18 protein-coding genes and 1 pseudogene are annotated in these 19,769 nt (G+C 58.8%); 13 read left to right on the plus strand and 6 right to left on the minus strand.

Features of this window, described 5'->3' with window-relative positions; genetic code table 11:
• Positions 1-824 precede the first annotated feature (824 nt).
• The gene (locus tag JQ592_RS21220; protein ID WP_211404734.1) at positions 825-1,763 is read left to right on the plus strand and encodes a LysR substrate-binding domain-containing protein; all 939 of its coding nucleotides are present in this window, start codon (positions 825-827) and stop codon (positions 1,761-1,763) included.
• Between the two features lie 1,242 nt (positions 1,764-3,005).
• On the opposite strand, the gene JQ592_RS21225 is transcribed toward JQ592_RS21220, so the two are convergent.
• The 5 genes from JQ592_RS21225 to JQ592_RS21245 all read right to left on the minus strand — a co-directional run bounded on the left by JQ592_RS21225 (position 3,006) and on the right by JQ592_RS21245 (position 8,956).
• Positions 3,006-3,935, minus strand: a complete 930-nt coding sequence (locus JQ592_RS21225) for a crotonase/enoyl-CoA hydratase family protein (RefSeq protein ID WP_246820568.1) — start codon at positions 3,933-3,935, stop codon at positions 3,006-3,008.
• A gap of 140 nt (positions 3,936-4,075) precedes the next feature.
• Positions 4,076-5,098: a fumarylacetoacetate hydrolase family protein gene (locus JQ592_RS21230; protein WP_211404735.1), complete on the minus strand. Its 1,023-nt coding sequence runs from the start codon at positions 5,096-5,098 to the stop codon at positions 4,076-4,078.
• 219 nt (positions 5,099-5,317) lie between these two features.
• On the minus strand, positions 5,318-6,562 hold the full coding sequence (locus JQ592_RS21235) for an alpha-hydroxy-acid oxidizing protein (RefSeq protein WP_211404736.1): 1,245 nt from the start codon (positions 6,560-6,562) through the stop codon (positions 5,318-5,320).
• Between the two features lie 57 nt (positions 6,563-6,619).
• Positions 6,620-7,945: a 4Fe-4S binding protein gene (locus tag JQ592_RS21240; RefSeq protein ID WP_211404737.1), complete on the minus strand. Its 1,326-nt coding sequence runs from the start codon at positions 7,943-7,945 to the stop codon at positions 6,620-6,622.
• Positions 7,946-8,185: 240 nt separating this feature from the next.
• Positions 8,186-8,956 (minus strand): SDR family oxidoreductase, encoded by a 771-nt coding sequence (locus tag JQ592_RS21245; RefSeq protein WP_211404738.1) that lies wholly within the window; start codon positions 8,954-8,956, stop codon positions 8,186-8,188.
• Between the two features lie 186 nt (positions 8,957-9,142).
• Here JQ592_RS21245 and JQ592_RS21250 point away from each other — a divergent pair, with 186 nt between their 5' ends.
• The 10 genes and pseudogenes from JQ592_RS21250 (at position 9,143) to JQ592_RS21290 (ending at position 17,054) form a co-directional block, all read left to right on the plus strand.
• Positions 9,143-10,144, plus strand: coding sequence for an SRPBCC family protein (locus JQ592_RS21250; RefSeq protein ID WP_283816152.1), 1,002 nt, complete (start codon positions 9,143-9,145; stop codon positions 10,142-10,144).
• A gap of 11 nt (positions 10,145-10,155) precedes the next feature.
• Positions 10,156-10,662 (plus strand): aromatic-ring-hydroxylating dioxygenase subunit beta, encoded by a 507-nt coding sequence (locus tag JQ592_RS21255; RefSeq protein ID WP_211404740.1) that lies wholly within the window; start codon positions 10,156-10,158, stop codon positions 10,660-10,662.
• A gap of 5 nt (positions 10,663-10,667) precedes the next feature.
• A complete protein-coding gene (locus JQ592_RS21260; RefSeq protein WP_211404741.1) occupies positions 10,668-11,075 on the plus strand; it encodes a rhodanese-like domain-containing protein in 408 nt (135 codons plus the stop codon).
• 54 nt (positions 11,076-11,129) lie between these two features.
• Positions 11,130-12,299, plus strand: a complete 1,170-nt coding sequence (locus JQ592_RS21265) for a thiolase family protein (protein ID WP_246820570.1) — start codon at positions 11,130-11,132, stop codon at positions 12,297-12,299.
• Positions 12,296-12,718 (plus strand): Zn-ribbon domain-containing OB-fold protein, encoded by a 423-nt coding sequence (locus JQ592_RS21270; RefSeq protein WP_246820571.1) that lies wholly within the window; start codon positions 12,296-12,298, stop codon positions 12,716-12,718. Before JQ592_RS21265 ends, JQ592_RS21270 begins: the two co-directional genes overlap by 4 nt.
• 73 nt (positions 12,719-12,791) lie before the next feature.
• Positions 12,792-13,817, plus strand: a pseudogene (locus JQ592_RS21275) (class I adenylate-forming enzyme family protein); the annotation flags it as partial.
• Between the two features lie 123 nt (positions 13,818-13,940).
• Positions 13,941-14,276 (plus strand): AMP-binding enzyme, encoded by a 336-nt coding sequence (locus JQ592_RS38310; protein WP_246820589.1) that lies wholly within the window; start codon positions 13,941-13,943, stop codon positions 14,274-14,276.
• A 100-nt stretch (positions 14,277-14,376) separates the two neighbouring features.
• A complete protein-coding gene (locus JQ592_RS21280; protein WP_211404742.1) occupies positions 14,377-15,582 on the plus strand; it encodes a CaiB/BaiF CoA transferase family protein in 1,206 nt (401 codons plus the stop codon).
• A gap of 15 nt (positions 15,583-15,597) precedes the next feature.
• On the plus strand, positions 15,598-16,338 hold the full coding sequence (locus tag JQ592_RS21285; RefSeq protein WP_211404743.1) for an SDR family NAD(P)-dependent oxidoreductase: 741 nt from the start codon (positions 15,598-15,600) through the stop codon (positions 16,336-16,338).
• Positions 16,338-17,054: a glutathione S-transferase family protein gene (locus JQ592_RS21290; protein WP_211404744.1), complete on the plus strand. Its 717-nt coding sequence runs from the start codon at positions 16,338-16,340 to the stop codon at positions 17,052-17,054. The genes JQ592_RS21285 and JQ592_RS21290 overlap by 1 nt, the downstream gene beginning before the upstream one ends.
• A gap of 220 nt (positions 17,055-17,274) precedes the next feature.
• On the opposite strand, the gene JQ592_RS21295 is transcribed toward JQ592_RS21290, so the two are convergent.
• The gene (locus JQ592_RS21295) at positions 17,275-18,096 is read right to left on the minus strand and encodes an SDR family oxidoreductase (protein WP_246820572.1); all 822 of its coding nucleotides are present in this window, start codon (positions 18,094-18,096) and stop codon (positions 17,275-17,277) included.
• A 209-nt stretch (positions 18,097-18,305) separates the two neighbouring features.
• Between JQ592_RS21295 and JQ592_RS21300 the strand changes: the two genes are divergently transcribed.
• Complete coding sequence (locus JQ592_RS21300) at positions 18,306-19,481, plus strand: saccharopine dehydrogenase family protein (RefSeq protein WP_211404745.1); 1,176 nt, start codon at positions 18,306-18,308, stop codon at positions 19,479-19,481.
• Between the two features lie 45 nt (positions 19,482-19,526).
• Positions 19,527-19,688: a hypothetical protein gene (locus JQ592_RS21305; protein ID WP_211404746.1), complete on the plus strand. Its 162-nt coding sequence runs from the start codon at positions 19,527-19,529 to the stop codon at positions 19,686-19,688.
• Positions 19,689-19,769: the final 81 nt, after the last annotated feature.

The raw sequence follows: 19,769 nt of genomic DNA on the forward strand, positions 1-19,769 counted from the left end.
GATTCCGCTCGAAATATCGACGCTAAGTAGTTGTTTGAGAAGCTGTTCAGTGCAGGCCACGAGCGCGAGCTGACCGCGATCAGTTCCATCCCTAATCTCCTATTTCTTATCCGAGCCTGTCTCAGCTCTTGGAGTGACTGACTTGCCCTGAGACAACTCCTCTTCCCGAGCGGTTTGAGAGACATTAAAGGCGCTGCGGGCGCGGAGCATGCATACACGTAGCCAGTCCGGGCAACAGTAGGCTTTCGCTAATGGTTCGGAACTGCATAAATTCTCAGCAGGATATGAGTTTTTGTGACATCCGAAGGCGGTTAGGAGACCGTGTCTCCAGGGCTCCAGGGTCGCATTTGAAAATGGTTTATGTCCCGACCGACCCATCCGGCGCTGTTTAAGTTTTGATATCAGCCGCCATTGAGGACTAAGTCAGTCGTCAACGCGGCAAACGAGACCCCGCGGATGGCCAACGACGGCTCGCTCGAGCATATCTTGATCGCCAGCGTCTCTGGATCGCATTCCGCCGGTTCGGCGACCGATAGTCCTCCTGCGAAGGCGCAGTAGCAATGTTCCTCGGTTTGCGACTCCAGCTCATCTGGCCGCGATGTCACTCGCGTCGAAGGCTGCCGCAAGGCAGAGCCCTTAGGTCTCTCTATATGAGTTTGTCCACTGTGGAGGTCGGCAACACCGGACCTGATCTCCATAGTCCCTTCAGTTGAAGTCAGCCACGCGCATAAAAAATTGTTGCGTCCTGATAAACCACGGATCAAAAAGGCGATCAGCTAGTCCGGGCCTCATGTGAAATGATGTCACATTCGTCGGAGGATCAGATGCCCGTATCCTTGCCCTCTTTGAACGCACTCCGTGCATTTGAAGCGACGGCGAGACATCGCAGCATCAGTCGAGCAGCGGTCGAGCTGGGCGTGACACATGGCGCGGTTAGTCGCCAGATCAAGGTGCTTGAGGAAGTCATGGGCGTGTCGCTCCTTAAACGTGGCACGAAGGAGTCGATTCCAACTCCGGAGGGTGAGCAACTTGTGGACGGCCTGTCGACGTCATTCAACCTAATTCAGGCAACGATTGAACGTTTGAAGCCTGGGCCTTTAACGCTGTCCTGCTCGACGTCGATAACCATGTGCTGGCTTATTCCGCGGTTGCCGGCCCTGTACGCCAAGCACCCCGGCATGGAGATTAAGCTCGACATGAACTACGATCGAGTGGATTTCACACGGGACAACATCAGCGTCGCTATTCGCAACAACACGTTCGAACCGCCGAAGTCCGCGGTCATTCGTCCGCTGGGTACTGAGTGGATAGGCCCCGTATGTTCTCCAGCCTACCTCAAATCAGTCTCGCTGAAGAAACCCGGAGATCTTTCGCACGCCAGATTGCTTGCGACCGCAACCCGTCCAAGCGCCTGGGCTGATTGGCTCGCCGCAGTTGGAGAAGAGGAGAAGGTACCGCACGTTCAGCAAAGGTTCGATCACTTCTACCTAATGATTCAGGCTGCGACGGTCGGATTAGGGCTCGCCGTCGTCCCACATATGCTGGCCATGGGCGACCTGGAGTCGGGTAGGCTGATCGCCCCGTTTGGCTTTGCGCCTGGAAAGCGTCAGCTCTCGCTTTGGATCGCGCCGCACCTTGCGTCGAGGAACGACCTCAAGACATTGGAGAGGTGGCTTTCGCAAGAACTCCGAGAAGGGTTGAAGCGCGCCTCGAAGCTTTCGTTACCTCAGGGCTCCAAGTTGGCGAAGGTGCCGGGTTTCTAAAGTGCTGTGGTCCACCGGTTCAAATGGACAGCGCGGAGCTAGATTCAAGCGCATGTGGAATTAACGCCTGCAGTTCTGGCTTGGCTGGACGGTCGGTCATGCTGCCTAGCCCGTCTCCTAAAACGTTGCTCTGTTCCGACTAGCGCGCTGAGTTCTCATACGCTGAGCCTCGGATCGATCCTTGTTCCACTTGCGTTACGGCGGAACACAATCCCCAACCGAACCACCGTCGTCCCGCGCAGGACGTGGACCGCGAGGCCGGTGATGCCGGGGCGCTCGCGTCGCCTAGGCATCGGATCTCGGCCGACGGGTGAGCCGTATTCGCTGATGAGTGAATCGGCGCAGGGGTCAGGTTGTTGCAGATGTCGGCAGTAATGCTCTGAAGGCAGTTGATAAATACCAGTCGAGATCGCTCACCATCGGCGCCGATCGGGATCCCATGCCGACGCCGATTCCTTTGCTCGCCACATGGAAATGCCGGGGTTAGTTCAAGGGCCTCAGTTCGGCGCCGATTGACAGCCAGTCGCCTACCGTTGCGCTGGCGATATATCAAACGCCGTGCGCTCCTCTGGGATTGAAGGCTAGGGCTTCGATCTTGGGGAGACTCTGTCTGAGCAAATGTCGTTGCCGTCCGGTTTCACGTTTTCTCGAAGGAGTTATGACGAGATTTGGGATCTGATCCGGCGCCCCGATCGAAAGGTCCGCCTGGCGATACCGGAGATACCCGATTGTCTGCTGCGCTGAAGAGATCCGATGCGCGACCTCATTCCGATTTTCCGCTGGATGTTAATCGCCGGCCAGCATCGACATTACAACGCCAACCAGATCATGCGGACCCTCGCTGGCGCGAGAACGACCCGGAAGGTGTGTTGTATCCGCACGCCAGCGATTTAGTGCCGTTCAGAAGGGCGGGTGGATGGTACTCGAAACGAAGGTTGGTCGCATCCTCGCGCGCGTTGCAGTTGATCCCCCTTTGCGTCAGGGTCAGGCCTCGTCGCCTCACGGATTTGGCCAGGTTTTCGATTTGCAGACAGGGCACGCGACCGTCGGACCACGCACCCATGCTTTCACCGATTGCCACGATTGTGACCGTTGACGAAAACACCTACAACAAGACGTTGTGATTTGGGTCATGCCGTAAAATGCGGAAGAGATCGCCGCCATGGAGCGACAGCTCGAATTGATTGCCGCAATTACGTGTTGAGCAGCGAGATTGTGGAGATTCCGTAATGGGCTGGAGAATCAGCGTCCTTCGTAAACCGGCGGTCTCTTCTGCGCTTCGGCATCCCGACCCTCCTGGAAATCTCGAGTCTTAAGCAGTGCGAGATATTGTTCGCCGAGCTTCGCCATAGCCGCACTCTCCGATTCTTCGAGTGCCATGCGGGAGCTGGCTAGAGAGGCTTTGGTGCCGAGCGGAGCGGACGCAGCGATCTTGTTCGCAATTTCGATCGCCTCCCTGAGAGCCGCCTCCCGGTTTGGGGCCAGAACTTGAACGGTTCCCATTCGGAAGGCTTCTTTCGCTCCCCAATGGTCTCCAGTCAGAATGTATCGCATGGCGTTTCCCCAACCGGCTTCTCTGGGAAAGCGGATCGTGGCGCCGCCTCCAGGAAACCGACCATGCGTATTTTCATCCTGGCCGAACTCCGTGTCTTCCGAAGCGACGCGTATGTCGGCCGCAAGGAAGAGCTCATGGGCCAAGTTCCAGGTGTCGCCATGGACGGCGATGACCAGTGGCTTCGTGAGCCTTGGCTTGCTCCGACCCGTCGGGTCGATGAAGCCTGGTCCATCCAGAAGTTTCCTTCCTGACTGGGTGAACGATTTGGTGGCATCGACATCGATGCCTTTGGAGAAGCGATCGCCATGGCCGAACAGCACTGCGGCACGAAGCGAGGCATCCTGATCGTAATCGTAGTATGCTTTCGCCAGTCCTTCCAGCGCCTCTGGGTCGATGCGGTTGTCGATGTAGGGCCGGTTGATGCCGATCAACACGACCTGTCCCTGGCGTTCGACCGTGATCTTCGTCTGAGGGCTGTATGGAATTTCGGCCATACGAGCTGTCCCATCATTTTGTGCTGACGTGGACGGGGCGCCTCCGGTCTGTTGCGCGTGCAAGGGCGACAGCCAAAGCAGGACGACTGCAAGCGAGACCGTCACTCTGTCGAAACGAAACATCTTGATCTCTCCCCGAGAAGCGAGGGTATGTGCTGGAATTGGGATGAGCGCCAAGAGCTGGCGAACTTGGCAGCACGGACTGATATTGGTGTCTGTCTCAATGGCTCAATGGACACTCATCTCATGATCGGCGAGCGCAATCAGGCGAGCGTGAACGATAGCGTCCCAAGTCCCTGGATCGTGCTTTCGATCTTATCGCCGGCTTTCAACCAAATTTGCTTTTCCTTGGGATATCCTACGATCACGCCAGAAGGCGTTCCGGTGAAGATGATGTCTCCTGGTTCGAGGGCGAATAGCCGAGAGGCGTAGGCGATGATCTTCTGAGGATTGAAGATTAGTTTCGTCGTGTTCGACGATTGCCGCACTTCTCCGTTCACACGAGTCTCGAGGTCCAGATTGTTGGGATCAATCTGATCGGCGGAAACGAAATATGGGCCGATTGGGGCGAAATCATCGAGCGTCTTGCCGACCATCCACTGGCCGCCGGGGACCTCGAGCTGCAGGTCTCGCGAGGTAAAATCGTTGCCGACGGCGTAGCCGGCAACGTATGACAGAGCATCCTCAGCGCGGACATTGCTCGCCTTGCGGCCCATTACGACGACCAGTTCGGTTTCATAGTCGAACTTGTAGCAGACGTCGCGGGGCGGAAGCTGGACCGTTGCCATATGCGGTGCGAGCGAGTTGTTGTACTTGTTGAAGAGGATAGGGAGAGGAGGCAGTTTTTGGCCCGTTTCCTCGACGTGTTCTCGGTAATTGAGGCCGAGGCAGACGATCTTTCCAGGCTTGGTGAATAGACGCCCGAACTTGATCTTCGATTCATCAAGGAATGCAGCTTTTGCGTCGGGCGCCTTGAGAGCAGTTTCTACGAGGGTCTTCAGCTCCGCATTGCCGCCGTTGACCAGGAGCGCCTCCAACGTGAGAGGTGCCGTTAATCCGAGGAGCTTGGTCGCGGCGGACACGTCGAGTACGCCGGCGGTCGTCTTCACTCCCATGGTTTCGCGCCCGTCCTCGTGGCGGATCGACAATACAGTGAGTTTGCGAGGCAACTCGTCGCTCCCGTTGCTCCGCGACGTCGTTTCCCCCGCGGCCTGCGCACTGACCTTGGTGGTGGCAAGGGCGGCCGCGGCAAGGCCGGCCTTCATCAGCTTCCGACGTGAGTGCATGATAATCTCCCTGGATGTATTGTTGGTGAGGCGACTGAAGTTGCTTTTCGTTGTGGCGCTCAGCGTTTGTCATGAGAACAATAGGCCGGACGTAGGGTGTGCGCGCCGGCTAATTCGGCTAGGCGTTATTCATCGGTGGTTCCGATCACAGCGCCATACGCCGGCCGAACGTTATGCTGCGGGTCGACATGGCGGCAGAGCATCCGCCGGGATCTCCAGTCAGGAGCGAACGGCCAGAGGCAGTCGATCTTCAGTGATGCAATCGGGGCTGAGGTCCGCAATCGAGGAACAACCAATTTGTGCCATAGTGTTGTCGATTTCTGCGAACATCATATTGAGCACTTCCGTGACACCAATTTCGCCCCGAGCCGCCAACCCATAGAGTGTCGCGCGACCAAGTTGAACCGCGTTTGCTCCAAGAGCGAGTGCCTTCACGATGTCCGCGCCTCGGCGGAAACCGCTGTCGATGAGGATGGGCTGTGTGATCTTGCTTCTTGTTTCAGCCAAGGCTTGAAGCGGAGAGATCGCATCCCCCAGCTGTCGACCGCCGTGATTCGACAGGATGACGCCGTCTGCGCCCTCAGCGATGCATCGCACGGCATCGTCCGGCCGCAACACGCCCTTGACCAACAGCTGACGAGGCCAGATGGAGCGTAGCCACTTCAGATCTTGCCAGCTGAAGGTCGTATCCAGGCCTCGTCTCATTTGCCCAGCCTGACTTGCCGTGTCTGAAGCGTCTCTTCTGGTAAAGTTCGCCACCTTCGGCATGCCGTGCTTTGCAAAGTCGAGTGCCCAACCTGGATGCGTCAGGCCGTCGACGAGCAAGCTCGACGAGTAGCTCAACGGCAACTTGAAGCCGTTGCGATTGTCGCGCTCTCTGAGCCCGTCCACTCCGAGATCGGTCGTGAGAATGAGCTTGGAGTACCCTGCTGCCTTGGCCCGCTCAACCAATTGTTGCGACAACGTCTTGTTCAACACATAGAGCTGGAACCACTTGTCCCCGCCGGCATTTTGCGCCACGTCCTCGATGGACGCTGTTGAAGCCGTCGACAGGGCAAAGGGAATGTTGGCCTTCTCAGCGGCCCGCGCCAATGCGATGTCGCCATTGGGCCAGAATGCGCCATTCAAACCGGTTGGAGCGATCACGATCGGTGCAGCATACTTCTGTCCAAACAAAACAGTCGAAATGTCTCGCTTGCTGATGTCGAGCAGCCGTTTGGGACGGAAGACAAGGCGTTCGAATATTTCCCTGTTGTGCGACAGGGACCATTCGCCGCCCGCACCCCCCTCGAGGTAGTCAAAAACAATTCTTGGCAAACGTGTCCTCGCCAGCTCGCGATAGTCAAAGACGTTTACCGGAGTGTCGCCATAGTCGAACAATTTCGCTTCGCCCAGCGAACTGGTGAGCGCCCCTCCCACCGCCGCACCGCCAATGCCAAAAAGAACATTCCGACGGGAGATCATTTTCAATCCTTCACAGACGCAATCAATTCAAGTCTCGCGTTCTTGCCGAGTACGGGTTCACATCGGGAAGCAGCGCATGAAGGCTGCAAACAGTTTTTCATCGCTCGGGCTCACCAGCTTGGAGTCGATCGCTTCGGCCAGGTCGAGGTCGCGGTTGACAACGCTCAACCATGACCTGGAATCCACCGTGACCTTCAATCCCGCTTCACCAACATGGCGATCGGGAACGACCTCCAGCTTCCGGTCCTTGATCACGACCGTCACATCGAGCGTCGTCGTTCCCGTGAAGCTTAGATGTGTCACAAGGTCCAACCCTTTGGCCCTGCCGCGCTGGAAACCAAGCGACAGGGAGAAGAGGTAGCCCTGAATGTTGACGCTATGGCGGCCCGAGGTGACATACTGGACTTTCTTGTGAGGGAAGCGTCGTGTGACCGTGTCCTCGGCATCGGTGTCCGGGATCACGTAGACGAACTCATCTTTATCGATCAGCGGCTTGACCACGTCCGCAAAGTGGGCGTCGCGGTTCTCCAGGAAGGGGCCGATGACATCTTCGCCGGCCGGACAGGCCGCGATGCAATAGGCGGCCTTGTAGCCCGGTTTGAACGAGAGCGACTGCCAGATGTTCAGTGTTTCGGTGCGGGGCACGCGTGAGCGATAGTCCTTGGCATCTTTCGAATCGGCGACGGTCTCGACCCACTGCGCAAAGTTGCCGAGAAAGTCATGATAGTTGTGGGTCTGGCAGGACAGGAAATCGAAGGCGCCGTCCGGTTTGATTGCCCCGACCGGGCAGGCGGCGACGCACAATTTGCACTCCAGGCAGGGATTGTAATCGATCGGCTGATCATAGGCGTCGACCTCCCGTCCAAGCAGAATCGTGCCGAGCACCATGAAGCTTCCGAACTTCGGATGGATGATGCTGCGATGGATTCCCATGCGACCGAGCCCGGCCTCCACGGCGATAGGCTTGTGTTGGACCATCATGACCCGTGGCAGATCCATCTCCATCGGAAAGGCGGCCACCGAATTGCAGGCCGGGATGCCGTGCTCTTCGAGCGCGCGGACGATCGCGCGCGCAGTTTCGTTCGCATGATCATAGGCGCCGTGGAACTCCTCGTTGGCGACCGACCGAGCAGGGGAACGGACCGGCTCACGATTCATGCTGCAAGCGATCGCGAGCAAGGACCGCGTGCGGCCGTAAACCTTCCGGATGACTCTTACCTGAGGTGCGATCGCGGCACGATCGATCTCAATGATCCCTGCATCATCGGCTCCGCAATCGCGCGCGACCTGCTTGATCAGATTCGCAGAAACGGGGATATGGGCAGTTTCCTGACGGCTGCGAGAGCGGACGCTCTTCACCGTGGGGTGATCTTCAATGCTCAAGGCGATCCCCTGTGTCGGTGGATTGGCTAGTCATCGCTTCCTTCCAGGCCTTGAAGCGCTCGGCAAGTCTTGTCGCCGGCAAGTCTCGAGTCATCAAAGGACGGAAAGTCCCCGCGGCTCCAGTAAGGCCGGCAAGAGAATAGGATGAGCTTGTCACGATGCGCTGTGGTCAAAATCGGCTAGGCGTTATTCAACGGAGAATGGGCTTTGGTCCGGCGCAAGTGCGCAGGTAGGTGATGATCACCACTTCTCGACCCAGGGTCTGAGAACCACTTCGAAAGCCCAGGTCGACCGATGTTGGCGATGCACGTGCAGATAGGTTTCGGCGATACGATCGGGGTCGGCCATGTTGTCATCGACCGTCGTTCCGGCCAGGCGGTGGGCGCGCGTCCCGTCGTTCTGGGTCCAGCCGACCGCGGCGTCGATAGGCACATTGGCGACGTGGATACCCTGCGGCATCAGCTCTCGCGCCATGCTCTGCGCGAGCCCCGACTTGGCATGACATGCCATCGCAAAAGCGCCGCTCGATGGGAAGCCTTTGAGCGCTGCGCTGGCGTTCGTGAAGATGATCGTCCCTCTTTTCCCGTTGGCGTCCGGCTTGTTTTCGAGCATGAGTTTGGCTGCCTGCTGTCCTACCAGGAACGCGCTGAATGCCGCGTTGCGAAGCGTTTCAAACGCCATTGTCGGATCCGCCTCGATGATGCTCTTGCGGAAAATGCCCGGCACTCTTCCATCGATGTTGTGAACGACGAGCCGCGGCGTCCCCACGTCCTGCACGAGAGTCCTGAACAGGTGTTCCACTGCCGGGGGTTCGCTGGCATCGCAAGCGTATCGCCCCACTCCATGCATGTTCTCGAGCGCCTCGAGGACCGCCTTGTCGGGATTCCTGGCTGCCACGGCGACTTGCATGCCGTTCTTCGCGAGCAGCCTCGCGCAACTTGAGCTGATGCCCGGGCCGCCGCCGACAATGAGGGCAACATCCCGGACGGTAGGTTGAGTGGACTTCGTCATGTCATCTTACTCGCATGGGTTTTGGAGCTATCTCTGCCGTAGTTCGTCGCGGCATCTCGGCACCGGGACAGCAGTCAGCAGAGAGCGGCCGGCTTTAAGTCGGCCTTATCGGGCTTTCGTTCAAGAGTTCGCAAGATCGCCCGCGACGCCCTGCAACCCGTTTACGGCGCCTGCCAGGCACACGCGATGGTGAATCGCTGCGCGCACAAAGGCGCTCTGGTGTGCTTGAAGAAGAAGGACAACGTCGCGAGCCTCTCGTGCGTCTATCACGCGTGGAATTACGAGCTCGACGGTAAGCTAAAGGGCGTTGCGTTCCGCAACGGCGTACGCGGGCACGGCGGCATGCCGGAGGATTTCGATCCGAAGCAACACCGTCTCCGACCCTTGAGGGTGGAGTCGTTCTGCGGGATGATCTTCGGAACTTTTGCGGACGAGATCGAGGACGTCGAGACGTATCTCGGTCCCGAGATGGCATCGTTCGTCAAGCGTAACCTCGGCCGACCGTTGCGCATCCTCGGAACGCACAGCCAGATGATCCACAACAACTGGAAACTGTACGCCGAGAACCTGCGAGATTCCTATCATGCGACGCTGTTGCATACGTTCTACACGACGTTCAAGGTGAACCGCCTGGACATGGACGGTGGCATCACGCTGTCCGAACGCAAATGGCACCATCTGAGCTTCGCTCGCCGCGCGAAGATGCAGGAGGCAGCCGAATATGCGGATGCGAAGGTGCATTCGGCCAACTACGAATCCGCTCTCGATGGTCCAGGCCTGCTCGAGGCTTGGGAAGAGTTCGACGACGGCATCACGCACAGTATCCAGACCGTCTTTCCCAACATGTGCATTCAGTTCACGTTAAATTCCCTGGCGATCCGCTTTTTCGCGCCCCGCGGCGTGGATCAGACGGAGTTGTTCTGGATCTATCTCGGCTACGAACGGGATACCGACGAGCAGTCGAGGATGCGGGTGACGCAAAGCAATCTGACCGGTGCTGCGGGCCTCGTCTCCTTGGAGGACGGCTGCATCAACGAATTCGTGCAGCGCGGAACGCGTGCCGACCCCGACCAGTCGTCGTTCATCGAGATGGGCGGGCGTGAAGTCGAATCCGAAAGGAATTCGCGCGCGACGGAAACCGCGGTTCGCGGCTTCTGGTACGGCTACCGCAACATCATGGGTCTCTGAGGAGAGGCGAGATGCACAAGGTTCTCAACAAACCCTCCAAGCAGGGATTCGCGCCGACGCGAGATCAAGTCGTGGATTTGATCGCCGCCTACGCGCATTCGGTCGACGACATGAGGCTAGACGCCTGGCCGCAATTCTTCACGTCGGATGCGCTGTATCATGTGACCACCCGCGAGAACCATGAGGCGGGACTTCCGATCGGCGTTGTGCGTTGTGTCGGAAGAGGCATGATGCAGGACCGGGTGAAGGCATTCTATTCGGCCAACATCTTCGAGCCACATACCTATAGCCACATCGTGGGAAGATCGGAGTTCCTGGAGCAGAAATCGGACATGGTGATCTCGGCGCGATCGAACTTTCAGATCGTGCGAACGATGGAGAGCGGTCGCATGGACGTGTTCGCGGTCGGCAGATACATCGACGATGTCGTTATCGAGGACGGACAGGCCCGCTTCCGGCAGCGGTTGGTGATCCTGGATTCCCGTAACGTCGACATTCTGATCGTTATTCCGTTGTGACTCCGATGACGACGGAAATTTCGCCGCGGCAAGCATGGGACTTCCTCGCTTCCGACAAGCACTCGCGGCTCGTCGACGTGCGGACCGAGCCGGAATGGGCCTATGTCGGAGTGCCGGATCTTGCGGATCTCGGAAAGGCAGTGGCCAAGATCTCTTGGCATGTCTTTCCGGAAATGAGCGTCAATCCAGAGTTTCTCGGGAAATTGAGGGCGACGTACGATCCGGCCGATCCCGTCATTTTCATGTGCCGCTCCGGCGGCAGAAGCCTTGCTGCCGCGAATGCCGCCTTCGAGGCGGGATTTGCGCGGTGCTTCAGTCTCGCCGGTGGCTTCGAGGGCGACGTCGACGAAGAAGGACATCGCGGCACGAAGGTAGGGTGGAAGGCGGAGGGACTACCCTGGAGACAGCCTTGAGATCGCGTTCCGGTACTCGGGCGCAGCGGCAACTCCAATTCCGAGGAGATCATCTTGGCGAAGAAGCGTGACATCGTCATAGCGGGCTATTCCGAAACTCCTGTCGAGTTCAAGTCAGGGCGCAGCGCGTACGACTTCGGCGGAGAAGCCTTAGCGAAGCTTCTGCAATCCACGGGCATCCCAAAATCCGAGATCGACGGCATGGCGGTCGCTGCGCCGCTCAGCGAGTGTCCGAACCCGTTTTTCCCCATGTATATGGCGGAAGCGTTGGGGCTTTCTCCGAAATGGTTGAACTATAGCGGCACCGGAGGATGCTCCGCCACGGGCGGCATCGCGAGGGCTGCTTCAGCAATCCGAGACGGATTGTGCGAAACCGTCGTTGTTCTTTGCGCAGACGCGCCAAGCACGGCCTGGCGAGCGAATTACGGAGCATATCGAGGGGAGTTTCAGGAGCCCGTAGGTGTTCAAGGACCTCCCGCGAGCTTCGGCTTGTTGATGAGCCGGTATCATCATCAATATGGGATCAAGTCGGAAGCCCTTGGAAAAATCGCGGTCACCCAGCGTGAACACGCGCTGCACAACGAAAATGCGCTTGCGAAGTTCAAGACGCCTCTCACTATGGAGGACTACTTCAACTCCCGTGTGATTGCCGACCCGCTCCGATTGCTGGATTGCGTCATGTTCTGCGATGGGGCGAACGCCTTCCTGGTTACGTCCGAGAAGCGCGCGCGAGCGCTTGGCTTGAGGAAGATGGTCTTCCCCACCGCTTACGCGGAGATAACCAATCTCCACGGCGACCGTTCGTGTCCAGACATAACGGAGACGGGCTTTTCTGCCATCGCTCCCCTGATCTACAAACAGAGCGGCTTGTCTGCCCGGGATATCCGGATGTTTCAGCCTTACGACGATTTTACGATCGCCGTCATGATGCAGTTCGAAGACTTTGGTTTCTGCGAGCGCGGGCAGGGCAGCGACTTCACTCTGGCTACGGATCTCTCGCGCACCGGCACATTGCCGCTGAACACGGGGGGCGGTCAGATCTCGGCTGGGCAACCGGGATTGGCGAGCGGCGGGCTCAATCTGGCTGAAGCTGTCCGACAGATGTTCGGCGAAGGAGGCGGTCGACAGGTGAAAGACCCCAAGAACGCCCTGGTCACGGGAATCGGCGTAATTCCCTTCGCGCGCAACTGGGGCACAAGCGCTGCCCTGATCTTGGAGGCATGACGATGATCGATCGAGCGGTTGCGCGCCCTGTTCCGAAGACCTCCACCTATGTCGACACCGCACCGTTTTGGGAGGCCGCGAAACGCGGAAAACTGGTGCTGCAGTTCTGCAAGGACACCAATCAATTCCAGCACTATCCGCGCCCGGTCAGCATCTTCACCGGGAGCCGAAATCTGGAGTGGCGCGAGGTTTCGGGAACAGGGGTGATCTATGCCTGTACGGTAATTCGCGTCCCGGGCCCCGGGTTGGAGGGGCGCTTACCGCTATCCGTCGCGACAGTCGAACTGGACGAAGGGGTCCGCATTCTCGGCAACATCGTCGACACAGATCCGGATAGGGTCTCGATCGGCCAGCGCGTCGAAGTAACTTGGGATCGACTCTCGGAAGACGTACGGTATCCGGCGTTTCGGATTCTGTGAGGCCTCCATGCGGCTCGACACGATCTTCCGGGCACAAGCGGTGCGCCATCCCGAATAGGCGGCACTTGTCTGCGGAAGCGATCGTGTCAGCTACGGCGAGCTCGACCGGCGGATACGCCATCTAGCGACCGGACTGCTCAAACTCGGCGCAAAAGCCGGAGACCGGCTGGTCATCAATCTGCCGAACGGAATCGAACTGATCGAGCTCCTCTATGCGGCGTTCTCGATCGGTGTGATCGTAGTTCCGGTATCTACACGGCTCACGCCCCTTGAGCTTCAATACATCTGCCGGGATAGCAAACCGTTCGCGGTCGCTCTGGAGGCGGACTTCGCCCTGCGCGCTGAAGTCGCGAAGGAGCTTCCGGACGCGATTTTCATCTCTACGGGGACGATGATCTCCGGCACGATCGGAATGGCCGAGTTGCGCGCCAACGATCCGGCTCCTCTGCATCCCTTGCCCTTCGCCGACGATGCATTGGTGATGTACACGTCGGGCACCACCGGCGCTCCCAAGGGGGCGGTTCTTACCCATTCGAACCTTATCGTACAAAATTATTTCGTGCACGCGGTCGAATGGGGCATCTCTAGTGACGATCGCTATTTGGTTACTACGCCGCTGGCGCATCGCGCTGGCTTGGCGCGACTGGCGAACGCTCTGAGCCTCGGGGGTACCTTGGTGATCCTAAAGTCGTTCGATCGCGTCGCGGCTATCCGAGCGATCGAAAACGAGAAGATCACCGTGCTAGGAATGGTGCCAACCGTCTGTCGCATGATGCTGCCTGCGATCCAGGATGACCCGTCGAGGTGCGCGTCGTTACGGTGTATCGTCGTGACCGGCGAGGCGTTCCCGGTGGAGTTGAAGCGGAAATTTATGTCCTTGCTTCCGCACGTCCGCCTCGTCTCCTTCTTCGCCATGACCGAAGCCGGAGCGGTGACGTCGCTCTCGCACGAGGAACAGTTCGCCCGGCCGGAATCGATCGGACGCCCGACACCTGGCGTGGAGATCAGGATCGTCGATGATCGCGGGACCGACACCGTGCCGGGACAGCCCGGCGAGCTGCTCGTTCGATCGGGCGAGCCGGGGCGTTTCACCGTCATGCGGTGCTACTACCAACGGCCCGAGGAGACGGCGACGGCGCTGCGCGACGGCTGGCTGCATACCGGCGACATCGCTAAATGCGACGAGCTTGGGTACCTCTATATCGTGGACCGCAAGAAGGACATGATCATAACCGGCGGCCTGAATGTCTACACGAAGGAGGTCGAGCAGGCCCTCTTGACCAATCCCGGCATTGCGGACGCCGCCGTCGTCGGTATTCCGGACGATGTCTACGGCGAGTCCGTCGTTGCGTTCGTCGAACGCCCGGCGGATAGCCCGTTGACGATCGAAGACGTGATCGCGACCGCTCAAGGACGAATCGCGGGCTACAAAAAGCCCAAACACGTCTTCCTGGTAGATGACCTCCCGCGAAACGGTACCGGCAAGGTCTTGAAACACGAGCTGCGGCTGCGCGCGGAGCGATTGCTGCATCCGTCGCCCGAAGCGGCCAAAGTTTGATCATGTGACGATCGATGCAACTGTCGTCGTTCGAAGGGAAATCAACTGTCGAAGCCTTGGCGAGGTTTGCCGGCTTGTCGAACATCGAGGGAGAACAGAAATGCCCGGCCCATTGAGCGGAGTTCGTGTCGTCGATTTGACCGGAGTCGTCTCCGGTCCTTTCGCCACGATGTTTCTCGCAGACCAAGGGGCTGACGTCATCAAGATCGAGCCCATCACAGGCGACATAACGAGACGAAGCCGCGCGACGATCGACAAAGCAGGAGAATTCTCTGCCCTGTTCATATCCTCAAATCGCGGAAAACGATCGCTGTCCATCGACATCAAAGAGCCGAGCGGACGCGAAATCCTGGCGCGATTGCTCGATCAGGCGGATGTCCTCGTTCAGAATTTCCGCCCCGGAACGATGGAGCGCTTGGGACTAGGGCCGAAGGAACTGCGCGAACGCAACCCTCGCTTGATCTATGTATCGATCAGCGGCGTCGGGGACAGCGGGCCCTATGTCAAGAAGCGGGTCTACGATCCCATCATTCAGGGCCTATGCGGATTTGCGGATATCCAGTCTCAACCCGTTACGAACCGGCCGCAGATGATCCGTACGATCGTCGCCGACAAGACGACTGCGGTATTCACGGCGCAGGCCGTCGCGGCGGCGCTCTATGCCCGGGAGAGGACCGGAATGGGCGATTACATCCAGGTCGCGATGCTGGATGCCATGATCGCCTATCTGTGGCCGGAGGGGATGATGCAGTACACGGTCGTAGGTAAGGAAGCGTCCGTCACCGACCCGAACGACCGCCCGGATCTCGTCTTCAAGACGGTGGACGGTTACATCACGTGCGGGACAATCTCCGATTCGGAATGGCAAGGATTCTGCCGCGCCACCGGCGATCCCGAACTCGAGAAGGATGAACGGTTCTCGACGCCGGGCGGACGCTTTCTGAATGCGACGGCTCGCATCAACAAAATGCAGGACTATATCGGCCGGTTCACGACTGCAGAATGGCTCGAGCGGCTCGATGCCGCGGACGTGCCTTGTGCGCCCATTTTACGTCGAGGTGATGTCTTCCGCAATGAGCAGGTGGTGGCGCGAGAGCTGATCGAGGAACTGGATCAACCGACTGTCGGCAAAGTCAGGCAGCCCAGACCGGCGGCGAAGTTCGAGATCAACCGATCAAAGATCAAAGGGCCTGCGCCGCGCGTTGGTGAGCACTCTCGCGAGATCCTGCGTGACATCGGTTACGACGATGCGTCGATCGATGCGCTGATCGAACGCAAGACCGTCCGTGCAATGTCGTCAAGTTAAAGCCGGAGAGCGCTCATGAAGCAGGAGCCTGGCGTGGCATTGCTGGTGGGAGCCGGCGACGCAATCGGAGCCGCAGTTGCGCGCCGTTTTGCCGCGGCTAACTACAAGGTATGCATCGGCCGTCGAGATGCATCGAAGTCGGCGGCGTTAATAGACGAACTCGTCAAGGCGGGCCGCCACGTGCAGGCAAAAAGCATGGACGTCCGGAAGGAGATGGATGTACAAGCGCTGTTTGCCGCCGTCGAGCACGAGATGGGACCCATTGAGCTGTGTCTGTTCAACGCCGGGGCCAACGTAAGCAAGCCGATCCTGGAGACGTCGGAGCGATTGTTTTTCAAGGCTTGGGAGCTGGCCTGTTATGGCGGCTTTCTTGTAGGTCGCGAAGCCGCCAAATACATGGTCCCCCGGGCGAAAGGCACCATCTTGTTCACGGGTGCGACCGCGAGTCTCAGAGGCGGAAAGAACTTTGCCGCGTTTTCGTCCGCCAAATTCGGTCTTCGTGCAGTCGCCCAGTCGGCGGCGCGAGAGTTGGGCCCCCAAAATATTCATGTCGCTCACCTGATCATCGATGGCGGTCTGGACAGCCCGGAAATACATCGGCGCTTGAGGGAGCGAGGCGTGGATGTTGCCGGGATGCCATCCGATTCCCTGATCAAACCGTCATCGGTCGCCGAGGCGTACTGGTGCCTCCATCAGCAGCCGCGTGATGCCTGGACGCACGAGCTTGACCTAAGGCCTTTCGCAGAGGGCTGGTGATGACTTCAGGTTTGATATTATGGGGGGTGGGGACTGGCCGGACGATCCGCGCCCATTGGGCCTTGCGCGAACTCGAGCTGGAATATGTCTGTAAACCTATTCTGGCGCGGTCCGGCGAGACGAAGGTTCCGGAGTACACTTCGCTGAACCCGAGGCAGAAGATACCGCTTCTGCAGGACGGATCGTTTACGATCGGCGAGAGCGCTGCGATCACAGCTTATCTAGCTCGCAAGTACCGTAGCGGGTTCTTGGCGCCTCTACCCGAAGACGAGGTTCAATATGCGAAATGGCTTGAATGGTGCTTTTTCATCGTCAGCGAGCTGGATGCGACCAGCCTTTACGTCATGCGACGGCACAGCACGGGGAGGGGACTCGCGCATATCTACGGTGAAGCGCCCCTAGTCGTTGCGAGGGCAAGAGAATACTTCAACGCTCAGCTGAAATTCGCACAGGTCGTACTTTCGGACGAGCGGAAATACCTGTTAGGGACTCAATTCACGACTGCTGACATCCTGCTGACAACCTGTTTGGTCTGGGCGATCGAGTACGGGCTTGGGCTTCCCGAGATATGTCTGCAGTATCTGGAGAGGACGACGGGTAGACCGGCCTACCGGGCTGCGAGAGAGGCGAACTGTCAGCCTCCACTCGGGTTTGGATTTCGACCGGAAGAAGACCCATCCAACGACCAAGCCCGCAGTTTACATAATACCCGATAGTGGTGGGCTCAATTTGACTCGTCCCATCGTGAGAGGCCCCTCTCTCTTGAGGAGCAGGTTGCTGAATCTTGAATGAGAGGCGCCTGATTCCCGAGCAATGATGTGAGCGCCAATTCGGTGCACGTCGCGAGCGGCGCGGCGAGGCACAAGAGGTGGCTTCGACCCAGCAACTTGTGGAGCATCTCATCCAAGGTAACAGCTGATCGGTAAAGAGGGCTCGCTAGGATGAGGACAGTACAGAAGTTAGACCGCCGTCGACGCTCAGGATCTGACCGGTGATATGTTTGCCGGCTTCGCTGGCGAACAACACGGCGGCGCCTTTCAGGTCGTCTTCGTCGCCGATGCGCTGAAGAGGTACGCCTGCCGTCAGCCTCTCCATGCCGACCTGCTCGATCGTGCCCTTGGTCATTTTCGAAGGAAACATGCCTGGCGCCAACGCATTCACCGTTATGCCGTAGCGCCCCCAGCCGCCAGCGAGTGCTCTGGTGAAGTTGACCACGGCGCCCTTGCTCGTGTTGTAGGCGATCGTTTGAGTCGTGCTCGTGCTGCCGAAAAGGCCGGCGATCGACGCCAGATTGATGATCCGCCCATACCGGTTCGGAATCATCGAGCGTTTTCCGATCTGCTGGCTAAGGAGGAAGAGGGAGCGAATGTTGAGGTTCATAACCTTGTCCCACGCCTCGATTGGGTGATCTTCGGTCGGGGCCCCCCATGTCGCTCCCGCATTGTTGACGAGAATGTCAATCCGCCCGAGCTTGCAAAGCGCATCGTCGACGAGGCGCGAGATGTCATCGTCGCTGGAGTTGTCCGCTGCAATCCATTGTGCGGAGATTCCGCGGCCGGCGAGATGCGCCTGCGCCTTTTCAAGATCTGAAGGCTTACGCGACGACAATACGAGCTCTGCTCCTTGTTCGCCCAGCGCTTCGGCGATTTGAAGCCCAAGCCCCCGGGAGCCTCCAGTCACGAGGGCTTTCTTTCCATTGAGATCGAACAAGCTTTTCAAGCTGACCATTTTCAAGACCGTTCTGTTGGAGGGCGACATCCCGAACCTCAGCCGCAAGAGGGACAGCCGAGATGCGTCATAGTTTACATTGACGAAACTTACTGTATAGTCAGAATGTTTTCCAGATGCGGCAAAAAAGCGATCAAAAACAGCGGCTCAGCCGCATCGGCCGCATAAGTCATGTGTCGGGAGAAGCGAGGTCGCGGCCGCAGGTGAGGCAGCGCCTCGGGTACTGATGGAGCGAGAGCATGGTACGGGATAGCGCCTGCGATCTGATTGTCTTTGGCGCCAGCGGCTTCACCGGGCGACTCGTGGCCGAATACCTCGCGACGAGATACGGAAGGAAAATCAAGTGGGGAATGGCGGGCCGCGACCTCGAGAAGCTCGCTACCGTCCGCACCGAGATCGGCGCGCCCGACGATACAACGTTGATGAAGGCTGACTCGGACGACGAAGCGTCGCTGCAGGCGCTGGCTCGGTCGACCCACGCCGTGATCTCGACGGTCGGACCCTTCCAGCTTTTCGGATCCAAATTGGTGGCGGCATGTGCCCGCGCGGGCACGGACTATCTCGACTTGAGTGGCGAGACCGTCTGGATGAGGAGTATGATCGACGCTCATGAGAGCGAGGCCCGATCGAGTGGGGCACGCATCATTTTCTCGTGCGGCTTCGATTCCGTGCCGTTCGAGCTCGGTGTGTTCTTCCTGCAAGGCGCCGCCAGGAAGGCGTGGGGAAAACCAGCCGAGCGCGTCAAAGGCCGGGTCCGGGTGATGAAGGGGACGTTCTCGGGCGGAACTGCAGCCAGCTCACGCGCGACGATGGCTGCGGCGATGACTGATCCGAAGGTGCTCGATCAACTCAAGGATCCGTTCCTTCTGACACCCGGCTTCGCCGGTCCGAAGCAGCCGCACGGAATGAAGATCGAGTTCGACGAGGACCTCGGCGCCTGGGCGGCGCCCTTCATCATGTCGCCGATCAACACACGCAACGTCCATCGATCCAATGCGCTCATGGGCCATCCCTACGGGACCGAGTTCGTTTACGACGAGATGTTCGTGGCGGGCGCCGGCAAGCAGGGTGAGGCTACGGCCGCAAGGATTGTGGAAGAGAACAGATCGTTTGGCGGCGAAAGCAGTCCGAAGCCGGGCGAGGGACCATCGAAGGCCGAGCGTGAGGCTGGTTGTTACGACATCCTGTTCGTCGGGAGCAGCAAGGATCACGGCAAGATCTCTGTTGCGGTTCGAGGTGACAGGGACCCAGGCTACGGATCTACGTCAAAAATGATCACGGAATGCGCGATCTGCCTGCTGCAGGACGCGAGCGACGTTGCTGCAGGCATCTGGACCCCCGGTGCGGCAATGGGCGAGAAGCTGATTTCGCGGCTGGTTCGGAACGCAGGGCTCACCTTCGACGTCGAGGGCTGAGGAAGGACGAAATGCAGACAAAATTGTTTCCGAGAAACGAAGCGCATGGCCGGCAGATACGGGGGGCTCATGGAATATGGTCTACTCGCGATCGAGTTCTTTCCCGATCTTAGCGTCGACGAAATCAGAGAAGGTCAGCTCCTCGCGCTGACATTCGGGTTGCCTTTTGCGGTCATCGTGCAGCTTGTTCTTTGGATTGGACTGTGACGCGCGCGCGAGCCTCCCAGACTGGTCCGGGATTTCCGATCTCGGGCCGTTTTTTTGCTGACTGTTCGACAGCCGCGCGAC

It is taken from the genome of Bradyrhizobium iriomotense (assembly GCF_018129405.1).
In the GTDB taxonomy this organism is placed as follows: domain Bacteria; phylum Pseudomonadota; class Alphaproteobacteria; order Rhizobiales; family Xanthobacteraceae; genus Bradyrhizobium; species Bradyrhizobium iriomotense_B.